The sequence below is a fragment of the Streptomyces sp. NBC_00316 genome (assembly GCF_036158715.1).
GTDB lineage: Bacteria > Actinomycetota > Actinomycetes > Streptomycetales > Streptomycetaceae > Streptomyces.
Genome location: NZ_CP108023.1, coordinates 2607255 through 2630293, shown reverse-complemented (window position 1 = coordinate 2630293; position 23039 = coordinate 2607255). Strand labels below are relative to the sequence as shown.

20 protein-coding genes are annotated in these 23039 nt (G+C 70.6%); 14 read left to right on the top strand and 6 right to left on the bottom strand.

The window, feature by feature from the left end; translation table 11 throughout:
• Positions 1-118 precede the first annotated feature (118 nt).
• From OG878_RS11610 to OG878_RS11580, 7 genes are all read left to right on the top strand, one after another.
• Complete coding sequence (locus OG878_RS11610) at positions 119-2872, top strand: DNA translocase FtsK (RefSeq protein WP_328886714.1); 2754 nt, start codon at positions 119-121, stop codon at positions 2870-2872.
• Between the two features lie 249 nt (positions 2873-3121).
• Positions 3122-3922 (top strand): helix-turn-helix domain-containing protein, encoded by an 801-nt coding sequence (locus tag OG878_RS11605; protein WP_328886713.1) that lies wholly within the window; start codon positions 3122-3124, stop codon positions 3920-3922.
• Positions 3923-4052: 130 nt separating this feature from the next.
• On the top strand, positions 4053-5531 hold the full coding sequence (rimO, locus tag OG878_RS11600) for a 30S ribosomal protein S12 methylthiotransferase RimO (protein WP_328886712.1): 1479 nt from the start codon (positions 4053-4055) through the stop codon (positions 5529-5531).
• Complete coding sequence (pgsA, locus tag OG878_RS11595; RefSeq protein ID WP_328886711.1) at positions 5528-6316, top strand: CDP-diacylglycerol--glycerol-3-phosphate 3-phosphatidyltransferase; 789 nt, start codon at positions 5528-5530, stop codon at positions 6314-6316. The genes rimO and pgsA overlap by 4 nt, the downstream gene beginning before the upstream one ends.
• Complete coding sequence (locus tag OG878_RS11590) at positions 6313-6822, top strand: CinA family protein (protein WP_328886710.1); 510 nt, start codon at positions 6313-6315, stop codon at positions 6820-6822. The genes pgsA and OG878_RS11590 overlap by 4 nt, the downstream gene beginning before the upstream one ends.
• 109 nt (positions 6823-6931) lie before the next feature.
• Positions 6932-7315 (top strand): helix-turn-helix domain-containing protein, encoded by a 384-nt coding sequence (locus OG878_RS11585; protein WP_018105285.1) that lies wholly within the window; start codon positions 6932-6934, stop codon positions 7313-7315.
• A 324-nt stretch (positions 7316-7639) separates the two neighbouring features.
• The gene (locus OG878_RS11580; RefSeq protein WP_328886709.1) at positions 7640-7963 is read left to right on the top strand and encodes a hypothetical protein; all 324 of its coding nucleotides are present in this window, start codon (positions 7640-7642) and stop codon (positions 7961-7963) included.
• On the opposite strand, the gene OG878_RS11575 is transcribed toward OG878_RS11580, so the two are convergent.
• The 3 genes from OG878_RS11575 to OG878_RS11565 form a co-directional block, all read right to left on the bottom strand.
• On the bottom strand, positions 7911-8675 hold the full coding sequence (locus OG878_RS11575; protein ID WP_328886708.1) for an SDR family NAD(P)-dependent oxidoreductase: 765 nt from the start codon (positions 8673-8675) through the stop codon (positions 7911-7913). The genes OG878_RS11580 and OG878_RS11575 overlap by 53 nt on opposite strands.
• 36 nt (positions 8676-8711) lie before the next feature.
• The gene (locus tag OG878_RS11570) at positions 8712-9512 is read right to left on the bottom strand and encodes a DNA-formamidopyrimidine glycosylase family protein (protein WP_328886707.1); all 801 of its coding nucleotides are present in this window, start codon (positions 9510-9512) and stop codon (positions 8712-8714) included.
• Positions 9513-9649: 137 nt separating this feature from the next.
• On the bottom strand, positions 9650-14329 hold the full coding sequence (locus OG878_RS11565) for a DEAD/DEAH box helicase (RefSeq protein WP_328886706.1): 4680 nt from the start codon (positions 14327-14329) through the stop codon (positions 9650-9652).
• A gap of 69 nt (positions 14330-14398) precedes the next feature.
• Between OG878_RS11565 and OG878_RS11560 the strand changes: the two genes are divergently transcribed.
• From OG878_RS11560 to OG878_RS11550, 3 genes are read left to right on the top strand one after another with little or no spacing between them, the layout of a single operon-like run.
• Positions 14399-15322 (top strand): AraC family transcriptional regulator, encoded by a 924-nt coding sequence (locus OG878_RS11560; RefSeq protein ID WP_328886705.1) that lies wholly within the window; start codon positions 14399-14401, stop codon positions 15320-15322.
• Positions 15323-15332: 10 nt separating this feature from the next.
• Entirely contained in the window at positions 15333-16124 is a 792-nt protein-coding gene (locus OG878_RS11555; RefSeq protein WP_443049093.1) for an AzlC family ABC transporter permease, read from the top strand.
• On the top strand, positions 16121-16426 hold the full coding sequence (locus OG878_RS11550) for an AzlD domain-containing protein (RefSeq protein ID WP_277328728.1): 306 nt from the start codon (positions 16121-16123) through the stop codon (positions 16424-16426). The genes OG878_RS11555 and OG878_RS11550 overlap by 4 nt, the downstream gene beginning before the upstream one ends.
• A gap of 54 nt (positions 16427-16480) precedes the next feature.
• Here the strand turns inward: OG878_RS11550 and OG878_RS11545 are convergent, their stop codons facing one another.
• A complete protein-coding gene (locus OG878_RS11545) occupies positions 16481-17395 on the bottom strand; it encodes a hypothetical protein (RefSeq protein WP_328886704.1) in 915 nt (304 codons plus the stop codon).
• Positions 17396-17474: 79 nt separating this feature from the next.
• On the opposite strand from OG878_RS11545, the gene OG878_RS11540 reads away from it, so the two are divergent.
• Both OG878_RS11540 and OG878_RS11535 read left to right on the top strand, forming a co-directional pair.
• Complete coding sequence (locus tag OG878_RS11540; protein ID WP_328886703.1) at positions 17475-17669, top strand: DUF3046 domain-containing protein; 195 nt, start codon at positions 17475-17477, stop codon at positions 17667-17669.
• 185 nt (positions 17670-17854) lie between these two features.
• Entirely contained in the window at positions 17855-19021 is a 1167-nt protein-coding gene (locus OG878_RS11535) for an AI-2E family transporter (protein ID WP_328891209.1), read from the top strand.
• An 82-nt stretch (positions 19022-19103) separates the two neighbouring features.
• Here the strand turns inward: OG878_RS11535 and OG878_RS11530 are convergent, their stop codons facing one another.
• Complete coding sequence (locus tag OG878_RS11530) at positions 19104-20012, bottom strand: SDR family oxidoreductase (protein ID WP_328891208.1); 909 nt, start codon at positions 20010-20012, stop codon at positions 19104-19106.
• Positions 20013-20280: 268 nt separating this feature from the next.
• Between OG878_RS11530 and recA the strand changes: the two genes are divergently transcribed.
• Entirely contained in the window at positions 20281-21414 is a 1134-nt protein-coding gene (gene recA / locus OG878_RS11525) for a recombinase RecA (RefSeq protein ID WP_328886702.1), read from the top strand.
• A gap of 3 nt (positions 21415-21417) precedes the next feature.
• Complete coding sequence (recX, locus tag OG878_RS11520) at positions 21418-22143, top strand: recombination regulator RecX (RefSeq protein WP_328886701.1); 726 nt, start codon at positions 21418-21420, stop codon at positions 22141-22143.
• Positions 22144-22262: 119 nt separating this feature from the next.
• Here recX and OG878_RS11515 read toward each other — a convergent pair whose 3' ends face one another.
• Positions 22263-22886, bottom strand: coding sequence for a DUF6197 family protein (locus OG878_RS11515; protein ID WP_328886700.1), 624 nt, complete (start codon positions 22884-22886; stop codon positions 22263-22265).
• Positions 22887-23039: the final 153 nt, after the last annotated feature.

Below are 23039 nucleotides of genomic sequence, written 5' to 3'. Positions count from 1 at the left end.
GGGCCCCCGGTGCAGCTGGTTGAGGGCGCGTCAGTTCCACGTCCCGGTAAGGCGACACGGCCGGGCGAAGCAAGAGGCACAGGTGTTCACTGCCGCCGACACCGGTAACCTCGGCACCATGGCCTCACGTACGTCCGGCAAGGGTTCCCAGGGCACGGCGGGCACCGCGAAGCGTCCCGGCCGTACCGCGGGTCCGGCGAAGAAAGCCGCGCCCGCGAAGAAAGCCGCCGCGAAGAAGACCGCACCCGCCAAGAAGGCCCCGGCCAAGAAGGCGGCCGCGCCCAGACCCGCACCGTCGCCCACCGGGGGTGTGTACCGGCTGGCGCGTGCCGTCTGGCTCGGTGCGGCCCATGCCATCGGCGCGATGTTCCGCGGCCTCGGGCGCGGGGCCAAGGGACTCGATCCCGCGCACCGCAAGGACGGCATCGCGCTGCTCCTGCTCGGTCTCGCGCTGATCGTCGCCGCGGGCACCTGGTCGAATCTTCGGGGGCCGGTCGGGGACCTCGTCGAGATGCTCGTCACCGGAGCCTTCGGCCGGCTCGATCTGCTCGTACCGATACTGCTCGGCGCCATCGCCGTACGGCTGATCCTCTACCCGGAGAAGCCCGAGGCCAACGGCCGTATCGTCATCGGGCTCTCCGCCCTGGTGCTCGGGGTGCTCGGACTGGTCCACATCGCGTGCGGATCGCCGGGCCGCGGGGACGGCACCGAGGCGATGCAGGACGCGGGCGGACTGATCGGCTGGGCCGCGTCCAAGCCGCTCATCTACACCATGGGCGAAGTCCTCGCCGTGCCACTGCTCCTGCTCCTCACCGTCTTCGGGCTGCTGGTCGTCACCGCGACGCCGGTGAACGCCATTCCGCAGCGGCTGCGACTGCTCGGTACGAAGCTGGGCATCGTCGAGCAGGCGTACGACCCCGAGGACGAGAGCGACGACGAGCGGTACGACGAGCAGTGGCGCGACGCGCTGCCCGCCCGCTCACGCCGTTCGTCCGCACGCCGTTCCGAGGCGCCCGGCGAGTACGACCCCGAGCAGGCGGAGGCCGAGGCGCTCTCCAGACGCCGCAGGCCGCGCAGGCCCTCCGTGCAGCCCGCGATGAGTCGGACCATGGATGCGGTGGACGTCGCCGCGGCCGCGGCCGCGGCGCTCGACGGGGCGGTACTCAACGGCATGCCGCCCTCGCCGATCGTCGCCGACCTCACGCAGAGCGTCTCCGTCGAGCGGGACCGGGAACGGTCCGGCACCCCGGTGCCCGGCGCGAGGGAGTCGGACTCGGACCGGTCCGAGAAGGGTCCGGCTCCCTTCGGTGGCGTACCCGATCTGACCAAGCCTGCGCCCGACCGGTCGCAGTCCCAGCCGCTGCCGGCCCGTGCCGAGCAGCTTCAGCTCTCCGGCGACATCACGTATGCGCTGCCGTCGCTCGATCTGCTGGAACGCGGCGGTCCGGGCAAGACCCGCAGCGCCGCCAACGACTCGATCGTGGCCTCCCTGACGAACGTCTTCACCGAGTTCAAGGTCGATGCCGCGGTCACCGGATTCACCCGCGGACCGACGGTGACGCGCTACGAGGTGGAGCTCGGCCCGGCCGTGAAGGTCGAGCGGATCACCGCGCTCGCCAAGAACATCGCGTACGCCGTCGCCAGTCCCGATGTCCGGATCATCTCCCCGATCCCGGGGAAGTCCGCCGTCGGCATCGAGATCCCCAACACCGACCGCGAGATGGTCAACCTCGGCGATGTGCTGCGCCTCGCGGCCGCGGCCGAGGACGACCACCCGATGCTGGTCGCGCTCGGCAAGGACGTCGAGGGCGGCTATGTGATGGCCAACCTCGCGAAGATGCCCCACGTGCTGGTGGCCGGTGCCACCGGTTCCGGCAAGTCGTCCTGCATCAACTGCCTGATCACCTCGGTCATGGTGCGGGCGACTCCGGACGACGTCCGGATGGTGCTCGTCGACCCCAAGCGCGTCGAACTGACCGCGTACGAGGGCATTCCGCACCTGATCACGCCGATCATCACCAACCCGAAGCGTGCCGCCGAGGCTCTGCAGTGGGTCGTACGGGAGATGGACCTCCGGTACGACGACCTCGCCGCGTTCGGTTACCGGCACATCGACGACTTCAACCAGGCCGTGCGCAACGGCAAGGTCAAGCCGCCGGAGGGCAGTGAGCGGGAGCTCTCCCCGTACCCGTATCTGCTGGTGATCGTCGACGAGCTGGCCGATCTGATGATGGTCGCTCCGCGTGACGTCGAGGACGCCATCGTCCGCATCACCCAGCTGGCCCGCGCCGCCGGTATCCACCTGGTACTCGCCACCCAGCGGCCGTCCGTCGATGTGGTCACCGGCCTGATCAAGGCGAATGTGCCCTCACGGCTCGCCTTCGCGACCTCTTCGCTGGCCGACAGCCGCGTCATCCTCGACCAGCCCGGCGCCGAGAAGCTGATCGGCAAGGGCGACGGACTGTTCCTGCCGATGGGGGCCAACAAGCCGACCCGTATGCAGGGCGCGTTCGTCACCGAGGGCGAAGTGGCGGCCGTCGTCCAGCACTGCAAGGATCAGATGGCGCCGGTCTTCCGCGAGGACGTGGTGGTCGGCAGCGCCAGGAAGAAGGAGATCGACGAGGACATCGGCGACGACCTGGATCTGCTCTGCCAGGCCGCCGAACTGGTCGTCTCCACCCAGTTCGGGTCCACCTCGATGCTCCAGCGCAAGCTGCGGGTCGGCTTCGCCAAGGCCGGCCGGCTGATGGACCTCATGGAGTCGCGGAACATCGTCGGACCGAGCGAGGGGTCCAAGGCGCGCGATGTCATGGTGAAACCGGATGAGCTGGATGGGGTGTTGGCACAGATCCGCGGGGAAACTGGTTCGTAAGGGTGTGGTAAGCAACCGTTTCGTCGGGTCGTACGTCAAGTTGAGGGAAGGGGCAGCAGGATGTCCTTTCAAGGGCGGCCCGGTGGTCGGGGCGGCGTGCGTATCCGAGGTGTTCGAGTCCGGCGGCATAGGTGTCCGGCGGTGTTCGAATCCGATGGCGTACAAAGTCCTCCTCCCGGTTGCCCCACCCTTTCGTACCCCCCCTAGACTGAACACCCAGCAGGTGGCTCACGCTCGAAAGGCGCCCCCGTGTCCATCGGCAACTCCCCCGAAGACGACCGGCCTTCGATCGGTCGAGCGCTTCAGCAGGCTCGCATCGCCGCAGGTCTCACGGTCGAAGAGGTCAGCTCGTCCACCCGGGTGCGCATCCCCATCGTGCACGCGATCGAGGAGGACGACTTCTCCCGCTGCGGCGGCGACGTGTACGCCCGCGGGCATATCCGTACGCTGGCGCGCGCCGTCTCCACAGATCCGGAACCGCTTGTCTCGCAGTACGACGCCGAGCACGGCGGCCGTCCCGCGCCGACGCCCGCGGCGCCGATGTTCGAAGCCGAACGGATCCGTTCCGACCCCCGTCGGCCCAACTGGACCGCCGCCATGGTCGCGGCGATCGTCGCCGTGATCGGCTTCGTCGGCTTCACGTTCTTCAAGGGCGCTGACGACGGCGGTGCGACCACGCAGGTCGCGGAAGGCTCGACTCCCGACAGGTCGAGCCCCAAGCCGAAGCCCACCAAGACCGCCGACCCCAAACCCGCACCGTCCGACAGCGCCATCGCCGCGGCCCCCCGGGACAAGGTGACGGTCAAGCTCAGCGCAACCACGGGCAAGAGCTGGATCTCCGCCAAGGACCACAACGGCCGGCAGCTCTTCGACGGGCTGCTGCTGCAGGGCCAGTCCAAGACCTTCCAGGACAAGGAGCGCGTCGACCTCGTCCTCGGTGACGCCGGTGCGATCGAACTCTTCGTCAACGGCAAGAAGGTCGAGGACAAGTTCCAGCCGGGCCAGGTCGAGCGGCTCTCGTACACGAAGGGCGACCCCGAGGTCGGCTGACCGACCGACAGTGCATGACAAGAGCGCGAGCGCCCGGCGATCCTGCCGGGCGCTCGCGCTCTTGTCACTCCCTGTGACGCCGGAACCCTGCTCGGCGGGGCGAGTGCCGGGACAAAGTAGTCTTGAGCCCATGCCCGAACGCCGTACCGTCGCCCTTGTCACTCTTGGCTGCGCCCGTAACGAGGTGGACTCGGAGGAGCTCGCAGGCCGCTTGGCAGCGGACGGCTGGGAGCTCGTCGAGAATGCCTCCGACGCAGATGTCGCCGTCGTCAACACCTGTGGATTCGTCGAGGCTGCCAAGAAGGACTCCGTCGACGCCCTCCTCGAAGCCAACGATCTGAAGGACCACGGCCGCACCCAGGCCGTGGTCGCGGTCGGCTGCATGGCCGAGCGCTACGGCAAGGATCTTGCCGAAGCCCTGCCGGAAGCCGACGGAGTCCTCGGATTCGACGACTACGCCGACATCTCCGACCGCCTCCAGACCATCCTCAACGGGGGCATCCACGCCTCGCACACCCCGCGTGACCGGCGCAAGCTGCTGCCGATCAGCCCGGCCGAGCGGCAGGACGCCGCAGTCGCGCTGCCCGGGCACGCGCAGGACGCCGCCCCCGCCCCCGCGGACCTTCCCGAGGGCGTTGCGCCCGTGTCCGGGCCGCGCGCGCCGCTGCGCCGGCGGCTGGGCACCAGCCCCGTCGCCTCGGTGAAGCTCGCCTCCGGCTGCGACCGCCGCTGCTCGTTCTGCGCCATCCCGTCCTTCCGCGGCTCGTTCATCTCGCGGCGCCCCTCGGACGTCCTGCAGGAGACGCGCTGGCTGGCCGAGCAGGGTGTGAAGGAGGTCATGCTGGTCTCCGAGAACAACACCTCGTACGGCAAGGACCTCGGCGACATCCGGCTCCTGGAGACGCTGCTGCCGGAGCTGGCCGAGGTCGACGGGATCGAGCGGATCCGGGTCAGCTACCTGCAGCCCGCCGAGATGCGACCCGGCCTGATCGACGTGCTGACGTCGACGCCGAAGGTGGCCCCGTACTTCGATCTCTCCTTCCAGCACTCCGCCCCCGGTGTGCTGCGCGCGATGCGCCGCTTCGGGGACACCGACCGCTTCCTGGAGCTCCTGGAGACGATCCGCAGCAAGGCACCGCAGGCCGGTGCGCGGTCGAACTTCATCGTGGGCTTCCCCGGCGAGACCGAGGCCGACCTCGCCGAGCTGGAACGCTTCCTCACGGGGGCACGGCTCGACGCCATCGGCGTCTTCGGGTACTCCGACGAGGACGGCACCGAGGCGGTCGGTTACGAGAACAAGCTGGACGCCGATGTCATCGCGGAGCGGCTCGCGCACATCTCGCAGCTGGCCGAGGAGCTGACCTCGCAGCGCGCCGAGGAACGACTCGGCGAATCCCTCCAGGTGCTGGTCGAGTCGGTCGACCCGACCGAGGACGAGCCGCGTGCGGTGGGGCGTGCGGCACACCAGGCACCCGAAACGGACGGCCAGGTGCTCTTCACCGGGCGCGAGGGCCTCGTGCCGGGCCGTATGGTCGAGGCAAAGGTGGTGGGCACCGAGGGCGTGGACCTGGTGGCCGAGTGTTCCGAGCTTGCGGAGGCAGCCAGATGACGGGAGTCCCGGCATCCGCGACAGGTGGACCCGGCGCGAAGCCGGTCCGCGGCGGCAAGCTGGGCACTGCGGCCGTCAATCAGGCCAGCCTGTGGAACATCGCCAACATCCTCACCATGGTGAGGTTGCTGCTGGTGCCCGGCTTCGTCGTGCTGCTGCTGCACAACGGCGGCTACGACCCGGCCTGGCGGTCGTTCGCCTGGGCGGCGTTCGCCGTTGCCATGATCACCGACCTCTTCGACGGTCACCTGGCACGCACGTACAACCTGGTCACCGACTTCGGAAAGATCGCCGACCCGATCGCGGACAAGGCGATCATGGGCGCGGCGCTGATCTGTCTGTCGTACCTCGGAGATCTGCCTTGGTGGGTCACGGGCGTGATCCTCTTCCGCGAGATCGGTATCACGCTGATGCGCTTCTGGGTGATCAGGCACGCGGTGATTCCGGCCAGTCGCGGCGGGAAGATGAAGACGCTGGCACAGGGGACGGCCGTCGGGATGTACGTCCTGGCGCTGACCGGGCCGCTGGCCACCCTGCGCTTCTGGGTGATGGCGGTGGCCGTCGTGCTGACGGTCGTCACCGGGCTCGACTATGTGCGCCAGGCGGTTGTGCTGCGGCGCCAGGGGCTGGCGGCCGAGCGGGCCGCTGCGGCGGCCGCAGGGCCGAGCGCCGGGGCCCCGGGGGCACGTGGGGCTGCCGAGGGGGATGGGGCTTCCCGGACTGCTGAGCCCGATGGGGCGTCCCACTCTGCCGGTGCTGCCGGTCCTGCGGAGACCGAGCGGTGACTGCCGCGGCCCGGGTGCTGCAGCTGCTCGTGGAGCGCGGTGAGACCCTCGCCGTCGCCGAGTCGCTGACCGGCGGCCTGGTCGCGGCGGAGCTGACCTCCGTACCCGGTGCCTCGCGTTCCTTCCGCGGGTCCGTGACGGCGTACGCAACGCCTCTGAAGCGGGACGTGCTGGCGGTGGACGGGGCCCTGCTGGCGGCCCACGGCGCGGTGGATCCCGAGGTTGCGCGTCAGATGGCGGCAGGTGTGCGACACGTTCTCGGTGCAGACTGGGGTGTGTCGACCACCGGCGTCGCGGGACCCGAGCCGCAGGACGGGAAGCCTGTCGGAACGGTCTATGTTGCGGTGGTGGGGCCGGCCGGTGCGGAGAAAGTGACCGCGCTGCGGTTGAACGGCGACCGGGCGGACATCCGTAGAGAGAGTGTACGGAGCGTGCTCGAGTTGCTCTCCGGCGAACTCGGCGAAAATGCGAGCGCACAGGATACGGAACACAACGGGGGGAATTGATGTTTGCAGCCCAGAGTGAACACGACATCGCTCCCCGCACGGCCGCAGCACAAGGCGGTACGGTGGGGCGTGAAGGATGCGGCTACGCGGTCCGAGGAGGGAGCCACCGATGATTCTGCTCCGTCGCCTACTTGGTGACGTGCTGCGTCGGCAGCGCCAGCGCCAAGGCCGTACTCTGCGCGAAGTCTCCTCGTCCGCCCGAGTCTCGCTCGGCTATCTCTCCGAGGTGGAGCGGGGGCAGAAGGAGGCATCCTCCGAGCTGCTCTCCGCCATTTGCGACGCGCTTGACGTACGGATGTCCGAGCTCATGCGTGAAGTGAGCGATGAGCTGTCGCTGGCTGAGCTGGCCGAGTCGGCAGCAGCCAGCGATCCGGTACCTGTACCGGTGCGCCCCATGCTCAATTCCGTCTCCGTGACGTCGGTGGCAGGTGTGCCGACGGGACGGGTGACAATCAAGGCACCCGCGGAAGCGGTGGATGTCGTCGCCGCCTGACCCGCACACTCGGTGTGAAACGGAAGCCCCGGTCGGTCCCTCTCGGGATCGGCCGGGGCTTCCGTATGTGCGTGAGGGCCCGTTTCGGGGCGCTCGGATGCGTCCGCTGCGGACGGGACAACGGAAGGCGACATATCAGACGAATATCCCGAATTACTGTTTCAAGTCATATGTGCCATGGTGGGGGATGCGTCGACGGCTACGAGGCGCATCAGGCCATGCGAACGGAGAAGCTCGCCCGCGCCGTGCGCGCCGGTACTGCACACCGGTGCGCCCTCCCGCCGGGTGATCGGACCGGACTAGGTTCGGGCGGAGGAGGCAGCCATGGTACGGCGATGGGTGCCCGCGCTCGCTCTCGGCGGGGTGTGGTGGTGGGCCGTGCTGCGGCTGGTGCTGGAGCCGGAACATGCCGGGCTGGTCGAGGGTGCGGTGGTGGCGGGCGGTTGGGGGCTCAGCCTCCTGCCCGTCCATGTGGCCGCGAACGCCGGACCGGAGGGAACGAAGGACGCCGACGGAGAGACGTCCGGGTGGTGCGCGGCCGTCAGGCGACGTGCCGGCCGTGCGGCCGGCACGGTGGCCGACCAGGCCTGGCGTGCTACCAGGGCATGGCTACGCCGCCGTTCGGACGGAGGATCTGGCCGGTCATGAAGCCGGACGCGTCGGATGCGAGATGCAGGACCGTATGGGCGACGTCCTCGGCCTCACCCACCCGGCCGAGCGGCGAGATCCGGACCATGGCGGCCTCGGTTCGATCCTGCTGTTCCGCGTCGTGCTTGGCGGTCATGGGGGTACGGATCCAGCCCGGTGCGACGGCATTGACGCGGATGGCGCGAGGTCCGAGTTCGGTCGCCAGGGTTCTGGTCAGCTGGACGACTGCCGCTTTGGCCGCGCTGTAACAGAGCAGCCCCGGGTTTGCGGCGTCGACCGCGCCGGAGGCCATGGTGATCAGCGAGCCGGGTGCGCCGCGCGCGATCATGCTGCGGGCCACCTCCTGGCACGCGTACAGGACGCCCTTGAAGTTGACGGCGAGCACGCGGTCGAGGTCTTCGTCGGTCGTGTCCAGGACGCTGCTCGTATGCATGATTCCGGCGACGGCAGCCAGGATGTCGAGGTCACCGGCTGCGGCGACCGCGTCCCGGAGTCGACTGCGGTCGGTGACATCGAGGTGATGGGTGTGGGCTGTACCACCTGCCCCAGTGATCATCTCCTGCGTCTCCAGGAGGCCCTTCTCGTCGCGGTCCGCGCAGTGGACGGTCGCTCCCGCCTGCGCGAGCAGGACCGCGCTGGCCCGGCCGATGCCGCCGGCCGCGCCGGTGATGAACGCGGAGCGGCCGGTGAGGTCGTACGCGGCGAGAGGCATGTCCGGACCGTACGACCGAATCTGACGGTACGTCAACTATGGGGTGGGGCCGGATTGGCAGCGTGGGCACCAGTACGTGGGGCGGGTGTCCTGCTCCGCCGTTCGGATGGGGGCACCGCAACGAAGGCAGGGGCGGTGGGTCCGGCCGTACACCCAGAGCCGCTCGTGCGCGCCGTACCCGCGCGCCCGGGAACCGGTGGTCATCCGGACAGGCCGGTCACGGTTGGCTTCGAGGAGCTGTTTGGCCGTGGTGACCAGTCGGGCGGCGGTGGGTGCGGGCAGCTCACCGACGGGCAGCCAGGGGGTGACGCGGGCGAGAAAGCAGAGCTCGGCCTTGTAGATGTTGCCGATGCCGGCCAGATTGCGCTGGTCCAGGAGCGCTTCGCCCAGGGGGCGGGTGGGGTCGCTGAGCAGGTTGCGCAGCGCGGTGCCGGGGTCCCAGCCGGGACCCAGCAGATCGGGGCCGAGGTGACCGACGGCCTTCTCCTCGTCTGCGGTGCGGAGGAGCTCCAGGACGGGGAGCCGATAACCGACCGCTGTGCGGTCGGCGGTGGCGAGAATCGCACGGATCTGATGGGACGGGCCGCCTCGCCAGCGCTCGCCCGCGGCGTAGACGCGCCAGGAACCGTCCATCCGCAGATGGCTGTGGAGAGTGAGGCCGCCCTCGATCCGGGTGAGGAGATGCTTGCCGCGCGAAAGGGTGGCGAGGACGGTCCGGCCGGTGAGGTCGGCGGTCGCGAACCGTGGCACGCGCAGGTCCGAGCGGGTGAGGACCTGGTCGGCCAGCGCGGTGTGCAGACGTCTGGCGGTCTGCAGGACGGTGTCTCCTTCGGGCATGTCTCCATGATGCGTGGTGGTGTGGCGCGGGGTAGTGCTGCGGCTGAGGTGCGGGGTGGGCGGGGCCGCGCGTGGCGGTGCGGCCGTCGGGCCGGGACGGCGCGTGGGCCCGGGCCGTGTGGCCTGAGGGGCGTGGGTCAGGCGCGCAGGCGAAGGCCTCTCGGGGTGGCGTGGAAACCGGCTGCTTCCAGCGTGCGGCCCAGAGGCGAGGTCAGGGACGAGGCGCCGTTGGTGCGCTCCACCGTGACCGTGCCGAGTGCCCCCGCCCGGGCCGCGGTGGCCAGCGCCTCGGCCGCCGCCCTGAGCGCGGGGTCCTCCGGATCGGTCGGCCAGGCGAGCAGCGTCTTGCCGCCGCGCTCCATGTACAGCGTCAGTTCGCCGTCGACCAGGACGACGAGGGCACCGGCCTTGCGCCCCGGCCGGTGTCCGGCCCCGTCCGGCGGCTCGGGCCAGGACAGGGCCGCGCCGTACGCGTTGGCCGGATCGGCGGCGGCGAGCACCAGAGCGCGGGGCGCGGCGCCCGGTTCGGTGCGGTCGCGGGCTGTGGAGGCCGCACGGAGCCGGTCGACCGCGCCGTCCATCGCGAACTGTGCCGCTCCCAGCCCTTCGACGACATAGCCGCGCCGGGCCTGCCCGTTGTCCTCGAAGGCGGAGAGGATGCGGTACGTCGCGGAGAAACCGCCCTCGACCCCTTCGGCCTGGACCGCTCCACGGGTCACCACGCCGTGACGGTCCAGGAGTGTGCGAGCCAGGGCGTGCGCGCGGTGCGTGGGGTCGGGCTCGGTGCCGGGCAGCAGGGACCAGCGGCCCGAGACCGTGGGCGGTCCGGTGCGTGACACCGGGCGGGCCGCCGCGGTGAGCGAGCCGTAACGGCCGCGCGGGACGCTGCGCTTGGCGCGATGAGCGGTCGCCCCCGCCGTACGCCCGGAGCCCAGGAGCGAACGCAGCGGTGCCAGCGTGTCATTGGTCAAACGTCCCGACCACGTCAGATCCCAGATGGCGTCGGCCAGTTGAGGATCGGTGCAGTCCGGGTGGGTGGTGGCGCGGACCTGATCGGCGATCTGCCGGAAGAACAGCCCGTACCCGCCGGTCAGGGCGGTCAGGACGGATTCGTGCAGGGCGCTGAGTTCGAGTGGGTGCGGGGGCGGGAGGAGCAGGGGCGCGCTGTCCGCGAGATAGAGGGACAGCCAGCCGTCCTTGCCGGGCAGAGCACCCGCACCGGCCCAGATCACCTCTCCGGTGGTGGTGAGTTCGTCGAGCAGGGCGGGGGCGTACCCGGTGACCCGGCCCGGCAGGATCAGCTTCTCCAGCGCCGACGCGGGGACGGGGGCGCCCTGCAACTGCTCGATGGCGCGGGCCAGTCCGTCGATTCCGCGCAGGCTGTTGCTGCCGAGATGCTGCCACTGCGGAAGGAAGCCGGCGAGGGCGGCGGGCGGGACCGGCTCCAGCTCGTGCCTGAGCGCGGCGAGCGACCGGCGGCGGAGCCGGCGCAGCACCGTGGCGTCGCACCATTCCTGGCCTATTCCGGCGGGGTGGAACTCGCCCTGGACGATCCGGCCTGATGCGGCGAGCCGCTGCAGTGCGCCGTCCGTGACAGCGGTGCCGAGGCCGAAACGGGCGGCGGCCCCACGGGAGGTGAACGGGCCGTGCGTACGGGCGTGGCGGGCGAGGAGATCGCCGAGCGGGTCCTTCACCGGTTCGGTGAACGCCTCCGGGACTCCGACCGGGAGGGCCGTGCCCAGCGCGTCGCGCAGCCGGCCGGCGTCCTCGATCGCCGCCCAGTGGTCGGCTCCGCCGATCCGGACCCGGATGGCCCGGCGGGCCGAGGCCAGCTCCGGGGCCCAGGGCGGCTCGGCACCGCGCTCGGCCAATTCGGCATCCGTGAGCGGGCCGAGGACGCGGAGCAGGTCGGCGACGCCTTCGACGTCCTTGATCCGGCGGTCCTCGGCCAGCCACTGGAGCTCCCGTTCCAGCTCGCCCAGCACCTCGGCGTCGAGCAGCTCGCGCAGTTCCGCCTGGCCCAGAAGCTCGGCGAGGAGGTGGGAGTCGAGGGAGAGCGCGGCCGCCCGCCGCTCGGCGAGCGGCGAGTCGCCCTCGTACAGGAATTGCGCGACATAGCCGAAGAGGAGCGAGCGGGCGAAGGGGGAGGGCTCCTGGGTGGTCACCTCGACCAGGCGGACGCGGCGTGCTTCGAGATCACCCATCAGTTCCGCGAGCCCGGGGACGTCGAAGACGTCCTGCAGGCATTCGCGAACCGCTTCGAGAACGATCGGGAACGAGCCGAACTCCGAGGCCACCTGGAGGAGCTGGGCGGCGCGCTGGCGCTGCTGCCACAGCGGGGTGCGCTTGCCCGGGCTGCGGCGGGGCAGCAACAGGGCGCGGGCCGCGCACTCGCGGAAGCGGGACGCGAACAGGGCGGATCCGCCGACCTGGTCGGTGACGATCTGGTTGATCTCGCCCTGGTCGAAGACGACATCGGCGGCGCCGACGGGCGGCTCGTCACTGTCGTACGCCGCTGCGGCCAAGGGGGCCGGCTCCCGGGACGGGTTCCGTGACGGGTCCAGGGAGGGGTCCGGGGCCGGATCGAAGTCCAGGAGGTCCAGGCCCATCATGTCGGCGTCGGGCAGCCGCAGCACGATGCCGTCGTCGGCATGCATCACCTGGGCATCCATGCCGTACCGCTCGGCGAGGCGCGCGCTCAGCGCGAGCGCCCACGGGGCATGGACCTGCGCACCGAACGGGGAGTGCACGACCACCCGCCAGTCGCCCAGCTCGTCACGGAAACGCTCGACGAGGATGGTCCGGTCGTCCGGGACGTGGCCGCAGGCGGCGCGCTGTTCGTCGATGTACGACAGGACGTTGTCGGCGGCCCAGGTGTCGAGACCTGCGGCGAGCAGCCGCGACCTGGCGTCCTCGGGTGACAGCCCACCGATCTCGCGGAGGAACGCGCCCAGCGCACGGCCCAGCTCCAGCGGGCGGCCCAGCTGGTCCCCCTTCCAGAACGGCAGCCGTCCCGGAACCCCGGGGGCGGGTGACACCAGGACCCGGTCGCGGGTGATGTCCTCGATCCGCCAGGACGTGGTGCCCAGCGTGAACACATCGCCGACCCGCGACTCGTACACCATCTCCTCGTCCAGCTCGCCGACCCGGCCGCCGCCCTTCTTGGGGTCGGCGCCGGCGAGGAAGACCCCGAAGAGCCCGCGGTCCGGGATCGTGCCGCCGGAGGTGACGGCGAGCCGCTGGGCGCCGGGGCGGCCCGTGACCGTACCGGCGATGCGGTCCCAGACCACGCGAGGGCGCAGCTCGGCGAAGGCGTCGGACGGGTAGAGGCCGGCGAGCATGTCGAGCACGGCTGTGAATACCGACTCCGGAAGCGAGGCGAAAGGTGCCGCGCGGCGGACCGCGGCCAGCAGGTCGTCCACCTGCCAGGTATCCAGCGAGACCATGGCGACGAGCTGTTGGGCCAGCACATCCAGCGGATTCGACGGGATCCGGAGTGCCTCGATCGAGCCGGTGCGCATGCGTTCGGTGACCACCGCCGCCTGCACCAGATCGCCGCGGTACTTCGGGAAGACCACTCCGGTCGAGACCGCGCCGACCTGGTGCCCGGCACGGCCGACCCGCTGCAGCCCGGAGGCGACCGACGGCGGCGATTCGACCTGGACCACCAGGTCGACCGCGCCCATGTCGATGCCCAGCTCCAGGCTGGAAGTGGCGACCACCGCAGGCAGCCGGCCCGCCTTCAGGTCCTCCTCGACCTGGGCGCGCTGCTCCTTGGAGACCGAACCGTGGTGCGCGCGGGCGAGCAGTGCGGGGGCCCCTTTCGCCGCACCGGACAGCGCCATGACCTCGGCGGGGGAGTGGGCCTCCGGCATCGTCTCGCCGGTGGCCCGCTCGTACGCGATCTCGTTGAGCCGGTTGCACAGTCTCTCCGCGAGACGACGGGAGTTGGCGAAGACGATGGTGGAGCGGTGCGCCTGGACGAGATCGGCGATCCGCTCCTCGACATGCGGCCAGATCGACGGCTTCTCCGCCTGGCCCGCCTGATCCGGGTCGGTGGCGGGGGAACCGCCGAGCTCGCCCAGATCCTCCACCGGCACGACGACCGACAGTTCGAAGCGCTTGGTGGACGGCGGCTGGACGATCTCCACCTTCCGCCGCGGCGAGAGGAACCGCGCCACTTCGTCGACCGGACGGACCGTCGCCGACAAGCCGATCCGCCGCGCCGGCCGCGGCAGCAGCTCGTCCAGCCGCTCCAGCGATACGGCGAGATGGGCGCCCCGCTTCGTACCGGCGACCGCGTGCACCTCGTCGAGAATCACCGTCTCGACCCCCGACAGGGCCTCGCGCGCCGACGAGGTCAGCATCAGGAACAGTGACTCGGGGGTGGTGATCAGGATGTCCGGCGGGCGGGTCGCCATCGACCGGCGCTCGGCGGGCGGGGTGTCTCCGGAGCGGATGCCCACCCGCACGTCGGGCTCGGGCAGACCGAGCCGCACCGATTCTTGGCGGATGCCGGTCAGCGGTGAGCGGAGATTGCGCTCCACGTCCACCGCGAGGGCCTTCAGGGGCGATACGTACAGCACGCGACAGCGCTTCTTCGCCTCGGCCGGCGGCGGGACGGCTGCCAGCCGGTCCAGGGCGGCGAGGAACGCGGCGAGTGTCTTGCCCGATCCGGTGGGCGCGACGACCAGCACGTCCGAGCCCTCGCCGATCGCGCGCCAGGCGCCCTCCTGTGCGGACGTCGGCGCGCTGAAGGCCCCCGCGAACCAGCTGCGGGTGGCGGGGGAGAACGAATCGAGCGCAGAGCCGGCCATGCCCCCCATCGTGCACCCGACCACTGACAACGGACCGTGACAATGGACCGTAGCTGCGAGAATTCGGGCATGGCAGCACCATCGGCCTCCGTCCCGGCCCCGGCATCGGCCTCGGCTTCGGCCTCCGTCCCGGGTCCGGCTTCGGTCTCGGACGAGTGGGCGAGGCACTGGCAGTACGCGGAACTGCCGGACCTCGATCTGCTGCGTGCCCGGTACATCCGCCACACCTTTCCGCGCCACAGTCACGAGGGGCATGTCCTCGCCTCCGTCACCGGGGGGATCGAGGACGTCGGGCTGCCCGACGGCACCGTGCACGCGGGTCCCGGCAGCGTGGTCATGATCAACCCCGAAGTGCCCCACACCGCCCGTGCCGGGGCGTCCGAGGGCTGGGCGTACGCCACGCTGTACCCGTCCGCGCAGGTGATCAACGACATCGCGGCCGACACGACGCAGCTGCGCGGCACCGCCGGTTTCGCCGAGACCAGCGTCGTCGACCCGGAAGCGGCCCGGCTCATAGGTGAGGTGCACCGGGCGGCCGAGGAGGGCAATGCGCTCGCCGCCGACAGCGTCCTGCGGATCGTGGTCGCGCGGCTGCTCAGCCGGCACGGCAGCGTGCTGCCTGCCCGCTCCCCCCGGTCGGCGGGCGCCAGGGCCGCGGTGCGGGCGCGTGCGGTGCTGGAGAGCAGGATGACCGGGCCGCCGACCCTGGAGGCCCTGGCCGCCGAACTCGGCACCAGCCCGTTCGCTCTGCTGAGGGCGTTCAAGAAGCAGTACGGGATGCCGCCGCACACCTGGCTCACCGATGCCCGGGTACGGCGGGCGCGGCGGATGCTGGACGCGGGAATCGCACCCGCGGACGCCGCGGCCGAGGTCGGCTTCACCGATCAGCCGCACCTGAACCGTCATTTCACCCGGATCGTGGGGGTGCCGCCCGGCGCCTACCAGCGAGAACGCGCAAGAACGTACAAGACCGGTCCCGATCTGTCCGCGTAGCCTTCCGGCCGTGGCAGAACAGACAACATCCCCAGAGAAGATCGGCAAGGCGGAGAAGGCCGGGACGGCCGTCGCTCGGGCGACGACGCCCGACGCGGCCGTCGTCCGCGACGCCCTCGGTGTCGGTATCGCGGTGGGGCTCTCCGGCTTCGCCTTCGGAGTCACCTCGGCGGGCTCCGGCCTGAGCCTGCTCCAGACCTGCGCGCTCAGTCTTCTCGTCTTCACCGGTGCCTCGCAGTTCGCACTCGTAGGCGCCCTCGCGGCGGGCGGCAACCCGTACACGGCGGCTGCGGGAGCGTTCTTCCTCGGCGTACGCAACGCCTTCTACGGTCTGCGGCTGTCGCAGCTCCTCGCGCTGCCGCGTGCGGTTCGACCGCTCGCCGCACAGTGGGTGATCGACGAGACGACCGCCGTGACACTGCCCCAGACCACCCGGCGGGCCGCGCGGATCGGATTCACCGTCACCGGACTCACCCTCTACGTGCTGTGGAACCTGACCACGCTGCTGGGGGCCCTGGGCGCAAAGGCGCTCGGCGACACCGACACCTGGGGGCTGGACGCCGCGAGCCCCGCCGTCTTCCTCGCCCTGCTCGCCCCCATGCTGAAGACCTCCACGGAGCGCATCACCGCCGCGGTCGCCGTCCTGCTCGCCCTCGGGCTGCTGCCCGTGCTGCCCGCAGGCGTACCGGTGCTGCTCTCCGCGCTGGCCGCGCCTGCCGTCCTCTTCCTGAGCGGACGCAGGAACCGACGGCCCAGTGACCGCCCCGCCAAGGAAGCCACCCCGACGGAGGACGGCCGATGAATGTCTGGATCGCGATCGCACTGACCGTCGTCGGCTGCTATCTCGCGAAGCTGCTCGGACTGCTGGTGCCCGCGGGTGTCCTGGAACGCCCGCTCGTGCAGCGTCTTGCCGCGCTTCTGCCGGTGGCGCTCCTGGCAGCACTCACGGCGCAGCAGACCTTCGGGGACGGACAACAGCTGGTGCTGGACGCGAGAGGCGCGGGGCTGGCCGCCGCAGCGCTCGCTCTGGTGCTGCGCGCACCCTTTCTGGTGGTTGTGGGCGCCGCCGTGGTCGTCACGGCGGGGGTGCGAGCGCTCGGGTAGGCGCTCAGGAGAGCCGAAGCGGGCGCGCGGACCGGTCGGGGTGGCCGGCGGTGTTCAGCCGAGGCTGCGTCCGTACGCCTTCAGCGTCAGCAGCGCCTTGATGGTCACCAGGGGCCTGCCCTCCAGCGCTGTGCCCGGCGCCCACTGCCGCCAGTTCAACGGCCAGCCGCCGTCCGGCTGCTGCTCCGACGCCAGATGGTCGAGCGAGCGGACCAGCTCCTCGTCGGTGAACCAGCGACGGGCGAGCGAATCGGGTGTACGGGCGTAGTCGTACGGGAAGTGCTGCTCACCCGGCGCGTACCCGGCCGCCACCGGGTACTCCGCCCGCCGCGTCGGGTTCAGCACGGCCAGCCGCTGTTCGCGCACGAGCCGGCCGAGGCGGTCCGCCGCGGCCTCCGCCCGCGACCGGTCCGGTGCGCCGTCGAGGAAGGCGACAGCCGCCTCGATCTCGTACGGATGCGAGTACTCCAGCGCGTCGACGGCCGCCCAGCAGAAATCGGTGGCCCGGAAGAGCCAGGCGTGCCAGACCGCATTGCGGTGCAGCAGCCCGACGACAGGACCGGTGGCCAGCAGCTCTGCCGGTGGGTCGTCGACGATCGGGATGAACGGCGCGGCCGGATAGCCGCGCTGCGAGGGCAGGAGGGCCGGCAGGGCACCCTCCTTGGTGGACACTTCGGTGAGGAAGCGGCAGATCCGCTCCACGCGCAGGCCGCTGCAGCGGCCGATGGAGTCGAGAACGCTCAGCGCATGAGCCGTGTGCAGCGGCTGGCTGACAGGGCCCCGCAGATCGGGTTCGAGTGCGTTTCCGTATCCGCCGTCCTCGTTGAGATAGGCGGCGAGCGCGGTCTCCACCGCGTTCGCGCTTCCGTCCAGAAAGTGGTGGGCGAACCGTCGCTGTTCGAGGACACGGGCCGTGAGCCAGACGAACTGCTCGGCGCGGTCGAGGGGGCTTGCTCCTGTTCCAGCCATGGACCGACCGTAGGCCGGTAAGCGCTCTCGGCAAGGCGTAGCGGCACGGCAGCACTCTCAGGAGCGGGATACTGAGGTCATGCGGTTGACGATTTTCTGGGAACGAATGGAAGACCACTTCGGCGCGGGGTACGCAGATTCCTTTGCACACGACCATGTCATGGCCGAGCTCGGCGGACGGACGGTGCACCAGGCGCTGGCCGCCGGCTGGGATGCGAAGGACGTCTGGCGCGGGGTCTGCACAGCGGTCGACATCCCCGCCGACAAGCGCTGACGAACCGTTCGTCCGACGCTGGACCCGCACCTGTTCTCCGGGGTGGGGGCCCGGGTGTCGCAACCGTAGGCGAGACTGGATCCGTGGCACCGACAGACGAGACAGCCCCGACCCAGCCGTCCCCCACCACGCCCGTCCCGCCGGCCGCGCCACCGACCCGGTCCTCCGGTACCGGCTCGGCCCGCATGCCTTCCTGGCTGCCGCGCGCCATGGTCCTCGCCCTGGCGCTCTATGCGTGCTTCCGGCTCGGCAGCTGGGCGTTCGACCAGCTCATCGGGCTCTTGATCAATGTGCTGATCTCGTTCTTCCTGGCGCTCGCCATAGAGCCCGCGGTGAGCCTGATGGCGGCGCGCGGCATGCGCCGCGGGCTGGCGACGTTTCTGGTCTTCCTCGGGATCCTGGTCGCCGGGGCCGGGTTCGTCGTGCTGCTCGGATCGATGCTCGCGGGCCAGATCGTCGAGATGGTCGAGGAGTTCCCCAAGTATCTGGACTCGGTGATCAACTGGGTCAACCAGAATTTCCACACCGACCTCTCCAGGGTCGAGGTGCAGGACAGTCTGCTGCACTCCGACTGGTTGCAGAAGTACGTCCAGAACAGTGCGACCGGTGTGCTAGATGTCTCCACCACCGTGCTCGGCGGGCTGTTCCGGCTGTTGACGATCTTCCTGTTCTCGTTCTACTTCGCGGCCGACGGCCCCCGGCTGCGCCGCGGGCTCTGCTCCGTACTGCCGCCCGCCCGGCAGGCCGAAGTCCTGCGGGCCTGGGAGATCGCCGTCGACAAGACCGGCGGCTATCTCTACTCGCGCGGGCTGATGGCACTCGTCTCCGGGATCGCGCACTACGTCCTGCTGGTGTTCCTCGGAGTGCCGTACGCGCCGGCGCTCGCGATCTGGGTCGGTCTCGTCTCGCAGTTCATCCCCACGATCGGCACGTATCTGGCGGGCGCCCTGCCGATGCTGATCGCGTTCACCATCGCCCCCTGGTACGCCTTGTGGGTGCTCGGATTCGTCGTGGTCTACCAGCAGTTCGAGAACTACGTGCTGCAGCCCAAACTCACCGCCAGGACCGTCGACATCCATCCGGCGGTCGCTTTCGGCTCGGTCATCGCCGGTACGGCACTGATGGGCGCCGTGGGCGCGCTGATCGCGATCCCGGCCGTCGCCACACTGCAGGCGTTCCTGGGGGCGTATGTGAAGCGCTACGACGTGACGGACGACCCGCGGGTGCACGGCCGTCGCCGGCGGCGGCGCGGTGAGCCGGTGTTCTCGGGACTGCGCCGCGCGCCCGGTGCTTCCGGGAACGACGCCGAGGAGGACGCGGAGCAGCTGGGAGCATCGGGCGCGCGGGCGTGAACAACGGCGGGACGTGGGAATTCCGGGCAGGGCGGGGGAGACCGGTCGGGGCGCGGGAGGTCCGGGCAGCGGTCCGGCGTGCTCAGCGATAGCCCGTTGCGTCGGCCGGCCGCCCCGCGTCCTGGACTTCGGGGACGTATCTCCAGGCATCGGGCCGGCTGCCGTCCAGATCGGTGAAGCCGTAGACCCGCGCCAGCTGCCCGCTGGACAGCGACTGTCCGTTCCAGCGTGCCACCGCGGGGTCCTGCGCGAGCGCGGCCACGGCGCGTCCGACGAATGCCGGGCTCTCGGAGATCGTGAAGTGGGGCGCGTGGGCGATCGCGTCGCGCCAGTTCGCTTCGGCGACTCCATGGGCCTCGAGCATCGCCTCGGACCGCAGCCAGCCGGGCGTGAGCGACACCGCGGTCGCGCCGTGCGGCTCCAGCTCGTGTGCGAGGGCGAACGCCATCCGGCTCACCGACGCCTTGGCCAGGTCGTAGAAGAAGGAGACCCGGTAGTGGGTGGCGTTGTACTCATCGGTTCCGTCGGTCACCTCGACGACCAGGCCTCCGGGCTGCTCGATGAGGAGCGGAAGCGCGTAGTGGCAGGTGATGGCGTGTGTGTCTACAGCCAGACGCAGAGTGTGCAGCCCCGTCTCGAGAGAGGACTCCCAGACCGGCCTGCCCCACTCGATCTCGGCTCCCCAGATGTCGTTCACGAGCACGTGCAGGTGGCCCTGGTCACGCCGGATGCGCGTCACGAGTGCGCGGACCTCCGAGGGCACGAGATGGTCCACCCGCACCGGAATCCCGTGGCCGCCCGCCTCGTCCACGAGCGCGGCGGTCTCCTCGATGGTCTCCGGTCGGTTCATCTCCGACCGCTGGGTCCCGCTCGTCCGCCCGGTGACATAGACAGTCGCTCCGGCCGCTCCCAGCTGAACGGCGATGCCGCGGCCCGCGCCTCGCGTGGCCCCGGCGACCAGGGCCACTCTTCCTGCCAGCGATGTCCCCATACGGCCGCAATCCAACATGACGTTCACCACGTGATCTTGACGCACCGAGTGTACGGTGCTAGGGCGCTGGTCTGAGGGGAAGCAGAGCCCGGCGCGGTGTGCTTGACACCAAAATCGAACATCCATTCTCATGGGATTCCGGCCGGGTTTTCCCGGGCCCGACCGTGGAGTTGTCCACAGGCCGGGAGGACGTCGAGGCCCATTGTCAGTGGCAGGGGTTAGCGTCTTTGACGTGAAGCGATCGACTCAAGCAAATCGGGTGGAACCCATGGCAGGAACCGACCGCGAGAAGGCGCTGGACGCCGCACTCGCACAGATTGAACGGCAATTCGGCAAGGGCGCGGTGATGCGCCTGGGCGAGCGGCCGAACGAGCCCATCGAGGTGATCCCCACCGGGTCGACCGCACTCGACGTCGCCCTCGGCGTCGGCGGACTGCCGCGCGGCCGTGTGGTGGAGGTGTACGGGCCGGAGTCCTCCGGCAAGACGACGCTGACGCTGCACGCGGTGGCGAATGCGCAGCGGCTCGGCGGCTCGGTGGCCTTCATCGACGCGGAGCACGCCCTCGACCCCGAGTACGCGAAGAAGCTCGGTGTCGACATCGACAACCTCATCCTGTCCCAGCCGGACAACGGTGAGCAGGCGCTCGAAATCGTGGACATGCTGGTCCGTTCCGGTGCGCTCGACCTGATCGTCATCGACTCCGTCGCGGCGCTCGTGCCCCGTGCGGAGATCGAGGGCGAGATGGGCGACTCGCACGTGGGTCTGCAGGCCCGTCTGATGAGCCAGGCGCTCCGCAAGATCACCAGTGCGCTCAACCAGTCCAAGACCACCGCGATCTTCATCAACCAGCTCCGCGAGAAGATCGGTGTGATGTTCGGCTCCCCGGAGACCACGACCGGTGGCCGGGCGCTGAAGTTCTACGCATCGGTGCGCCTCGACATCCGCCGGATCGAGACGCTGAAGGACGGTACGGACGCCGTCGGCAACCGCACCCGCGTCAAGGTCGTCAAGAACAAGGTCGCGCCGCCCTTCAAGCAGGCCGAGTTCGACATCCTCTACGGCCAGGGCATCAGCCGCGAGGGCGGTCTGATCGACATGGGCGTGGAGCACGGCTTCGTGCGCAAGGCCGGCGCCTGGTACACGTACGAGGGCGACCAGCTCGGCCAGGGCAAGGAGAACGCGCGCAACTTCCTCAAGGACAACCCCGATCTTGCCAACGAGATCGAGAAGAAGATCCTCGAGAAGCTGGGCATCGGTGTGAGGCCGGACGCGGCTCCGGCTGCCGAGCCCGGCGCGGATGCGGCGGGCGGCGCGGCGGCTGCGGCCGACGGTGCGGCGAAGTCGGTGTCCGCTCCCGCCGGCAAGGCCAAGCCGGCCAAGACCGCGGCGGCCAAGAGCTAGACCGTGACGCGTCGTACGGAGTGGCCGGGAAGTGACGCCGACCCCGGTCACGCATTCGCCTCCGGACACGCAGCCGGGTCCCCGCCGGAGTCCGCATACGAGCCGCAGGCCGGTTCCGGTGACGGCACCGGCTCGGGTGCCGGATTCGGCGAGGGTGCGGGACGTCGCGCCCGCTCCCGCCCCAGGATCAGCGGCTCCCCTTCCTCGTCGAGGGCCGAGAAGGGGGAGCCGCGAGACCCGGTCGAGCAAGCGCGCAACATTTGTCTGCGGTTGCTCACCGGGACCCCGCGTACCCGCAAGCAGCTCGCGGACGCGCTGCACAAGCGGGAGATCCCGGACGAGGTGGCCGAAGAGGTGCTGTCGCGTTTCGAGGACGTGGGGCTGATCGACGATGCGGCGTTCGCGGATGCCTGGGTCGAATCACGGCACCACGGCCGCGGGCTGGCCCGCCGTGCTCTCGTTCGGGAACTGCGCACCAAGGGGGTGGACGCGGCGGTGATCGACGAGGCGATCGGGCAGCTCGACTCCGAACAGGAGGAAGAGACCGCCCGGGAGCTCGTCGCACGCAAGCTGCGCTCCACTCGCGGTATGGACCGCGACAAGCGCCTGCGCCGCCTGGCGGGCATGCTCGCGCGCAAGGGATACGGCGAGGGGATGGCCCTGCGCGTGGTGCGTCAGGCACTCGAAGAAGAAGGTGAGGACACGGAAGGTCTCGACGAGCCGTTCTGACGGCGCGCACACATCGAGACGTACATGAGGTTCTGACGGATGGGCGCAGAGGGGCCGTCGAGCGGGCGCGGGAGGCGGGGCGCACGGTTGTGGTTGCGGTCCGGGGGCGGCGCAGGGCCTCACTGTCCGGCGCGGGCGGCACGACGGATGGTGGCGTCCAGCAGGGCCAGGGCATCCGGAGCGGTGCGACCGGGGTGGCGGTTCCAGGGGCCGATCAGGTCGGTCCAGCCCTGTGAGCGGAGCTCGGTGACGATCCAGGCGCCGGCCCGGTCCACGGTGCCGAGGGAGCCGTAGCCCAGGCGGTGCGCGGTGACGAGGGCGCCGCAGACGCAGCGGGCACCGCGGGCGTTGCGCAGCCGGTACGGGGTGTTCTGCCAGCCCCATTCGGTCAGGATCTGCCGCGCGTAGGCGAGGTGGGTGGAGGGCCGCAGTTCCGGCTGCCCGATGCGACGCCAGGCATGGAGCCGGTCCGGGAGGATCGCGCCGAGACGACCGGGGAGCGGCCGCTCGCGCGGCGGAGCCGGAGGCAGGGAGCGGACCGAGTCGGCGATCAGCTGGTCGACCGGCACGGACAGCAGATCACGCCAGTCGGCCGGGTGCGGTGTGCTGCCGGCTGAGGCGGGAGGCACCGGTTCGGGGGCGGCGATGTCCCAGCCCGCGACGATCTGCTGCCAGGCCTCCGTTTCGTGGAGGCGGGCGGCCCGACGGTCGAGCCGGTCGGGCGTGAGGGTGGTGGTCGGCATCGGTGCGGCGTCTCCGGCATATCGGTCCTTCGCGTAGAGGGAAATGTCCGCCTTGTGATGAATTTGCTCCACCGGGGCGAGGCGTTCGGGTGTGTCACGGCGGATTCGGGTGGATTCTGGGCGGCTGAGGGGCAGGGGGCCGCCGCCCACCCG

Excerpts from the sequence above, each read along its gene's own strand:
- OG878_RS11610 (WP_328886714.1), top strand. The coding sequence starts at position 119 with ATGGCCTCACGTACGTCCGGCAAGGGTTCCCAGGGCACGGCGGGCACC.
- rimO (WP_328886712.1), top strand. The coding sequence starts at position 4,053 with ATGCCCGAACGCCGTACCGTCGCCCTTGTCACTCTTGGCTGCGCCCGT.
- pgsA (WP_328886711.1), top strand. The coding sequence starts at position 5,528 with ATGACGGGAGTCCCGGCATCCGCGACAGGTGGACCCGGCGCGAAGCCG.
- OG878_RS11585 (WP_018105285.1), top strand. The coding sequence starts at position 6,932 with ATGATTCTGCTCCGTCGCCTACTTGGTGACGTGCTGCGTCGGCAGCGC.
- OG878_RS11580 (WP_328886709.1), top strand. The coding sequence starts at position 7,640 with ATGGTACGGCGATGGGTGCCCGCGCTCGCTCTCGGCGGGGTGTGGTGG.
- OG878_RS11575 (WP_328886708.1), bottom strand. The coding sequence starts at position 8,675 with ATGCCTCTCGCCGCGTACGACCTCACCGGCCGCTCCGCGTTCATCACC.
- OG878_RS11570 (WP_328886707.1), bottom strand. The coding sequence starts at position 9,512 with ATGCCCGAAGGAGACACCGTCCTGCAGACCGCCAGACGTCTGCACACC.
- OG878_RS11565 (WP_328886706.1), bottom strand. The coding sequence starts at position 14,329 with ATGGCCGGCTCTGCGCTCGATTCGTTCTCCCCCGCCACCCGCAGCTGG.
- OG878_RS11560 (WP_328886705.1), top strand. The coding sequence starts at position 14,399 with ATGGCAGCACCATCGGCCTCCGTCCCGGCCCCGGCATCGGCCTCGGCT.
- OG878_RS11550 (WP_277328728.1), top strand. The coding sequence starts at position 16,121 with ATGAATGTCTGGATCGCGATCGCACTGACCGTCGTCGGCTGCTATCTC.
- OG878_RS11545 (WP_328886704.1), bottom strand. The coding sequence starts at position 17,395 with ATGGCTGGAACAGGAGCAAGCCCCCTCGACCGCGCCGAGCAGTTCGTC.
- OG878_RS11540 (WP_328886703.1), top strand. The coding sequence starts at position 17,475 with ATGCGGTTGACGATTTTCTGGGAACGAATGGAAGACCACTTCGGCGCG.
- OG878_RS11535 (WP_328891209.1), top strand. The coding sequence starts at position 17,855 with ATGCCTTCCTGGCTGCCGCGCGCCATGGTCCTCGCCCTGGCGCTCTAT.
- OG878_RS11530 (WP_328891208.1), bottom strand. The coding sequence starts at position 20,012 with ATGGGGACATCGCTGGCAGGAAGAGTGGCCCTGGTCGCCGGGGCCACG.
- recA (WP_328886702.1), top strand. The coding sequence starts at position 20,281 with ATGGCAGGAACCGACCGCGAGAAGGCGCTGGACGCCGCACTCGCACAG.
- OG878_RS11515 (WP_328886700.1), bottom strand. The coding sequence starts at position 22,886 with ATGCCGACCACCACCCTCACGCCCGACCGGCTCGACCGTCGGGCCGCC.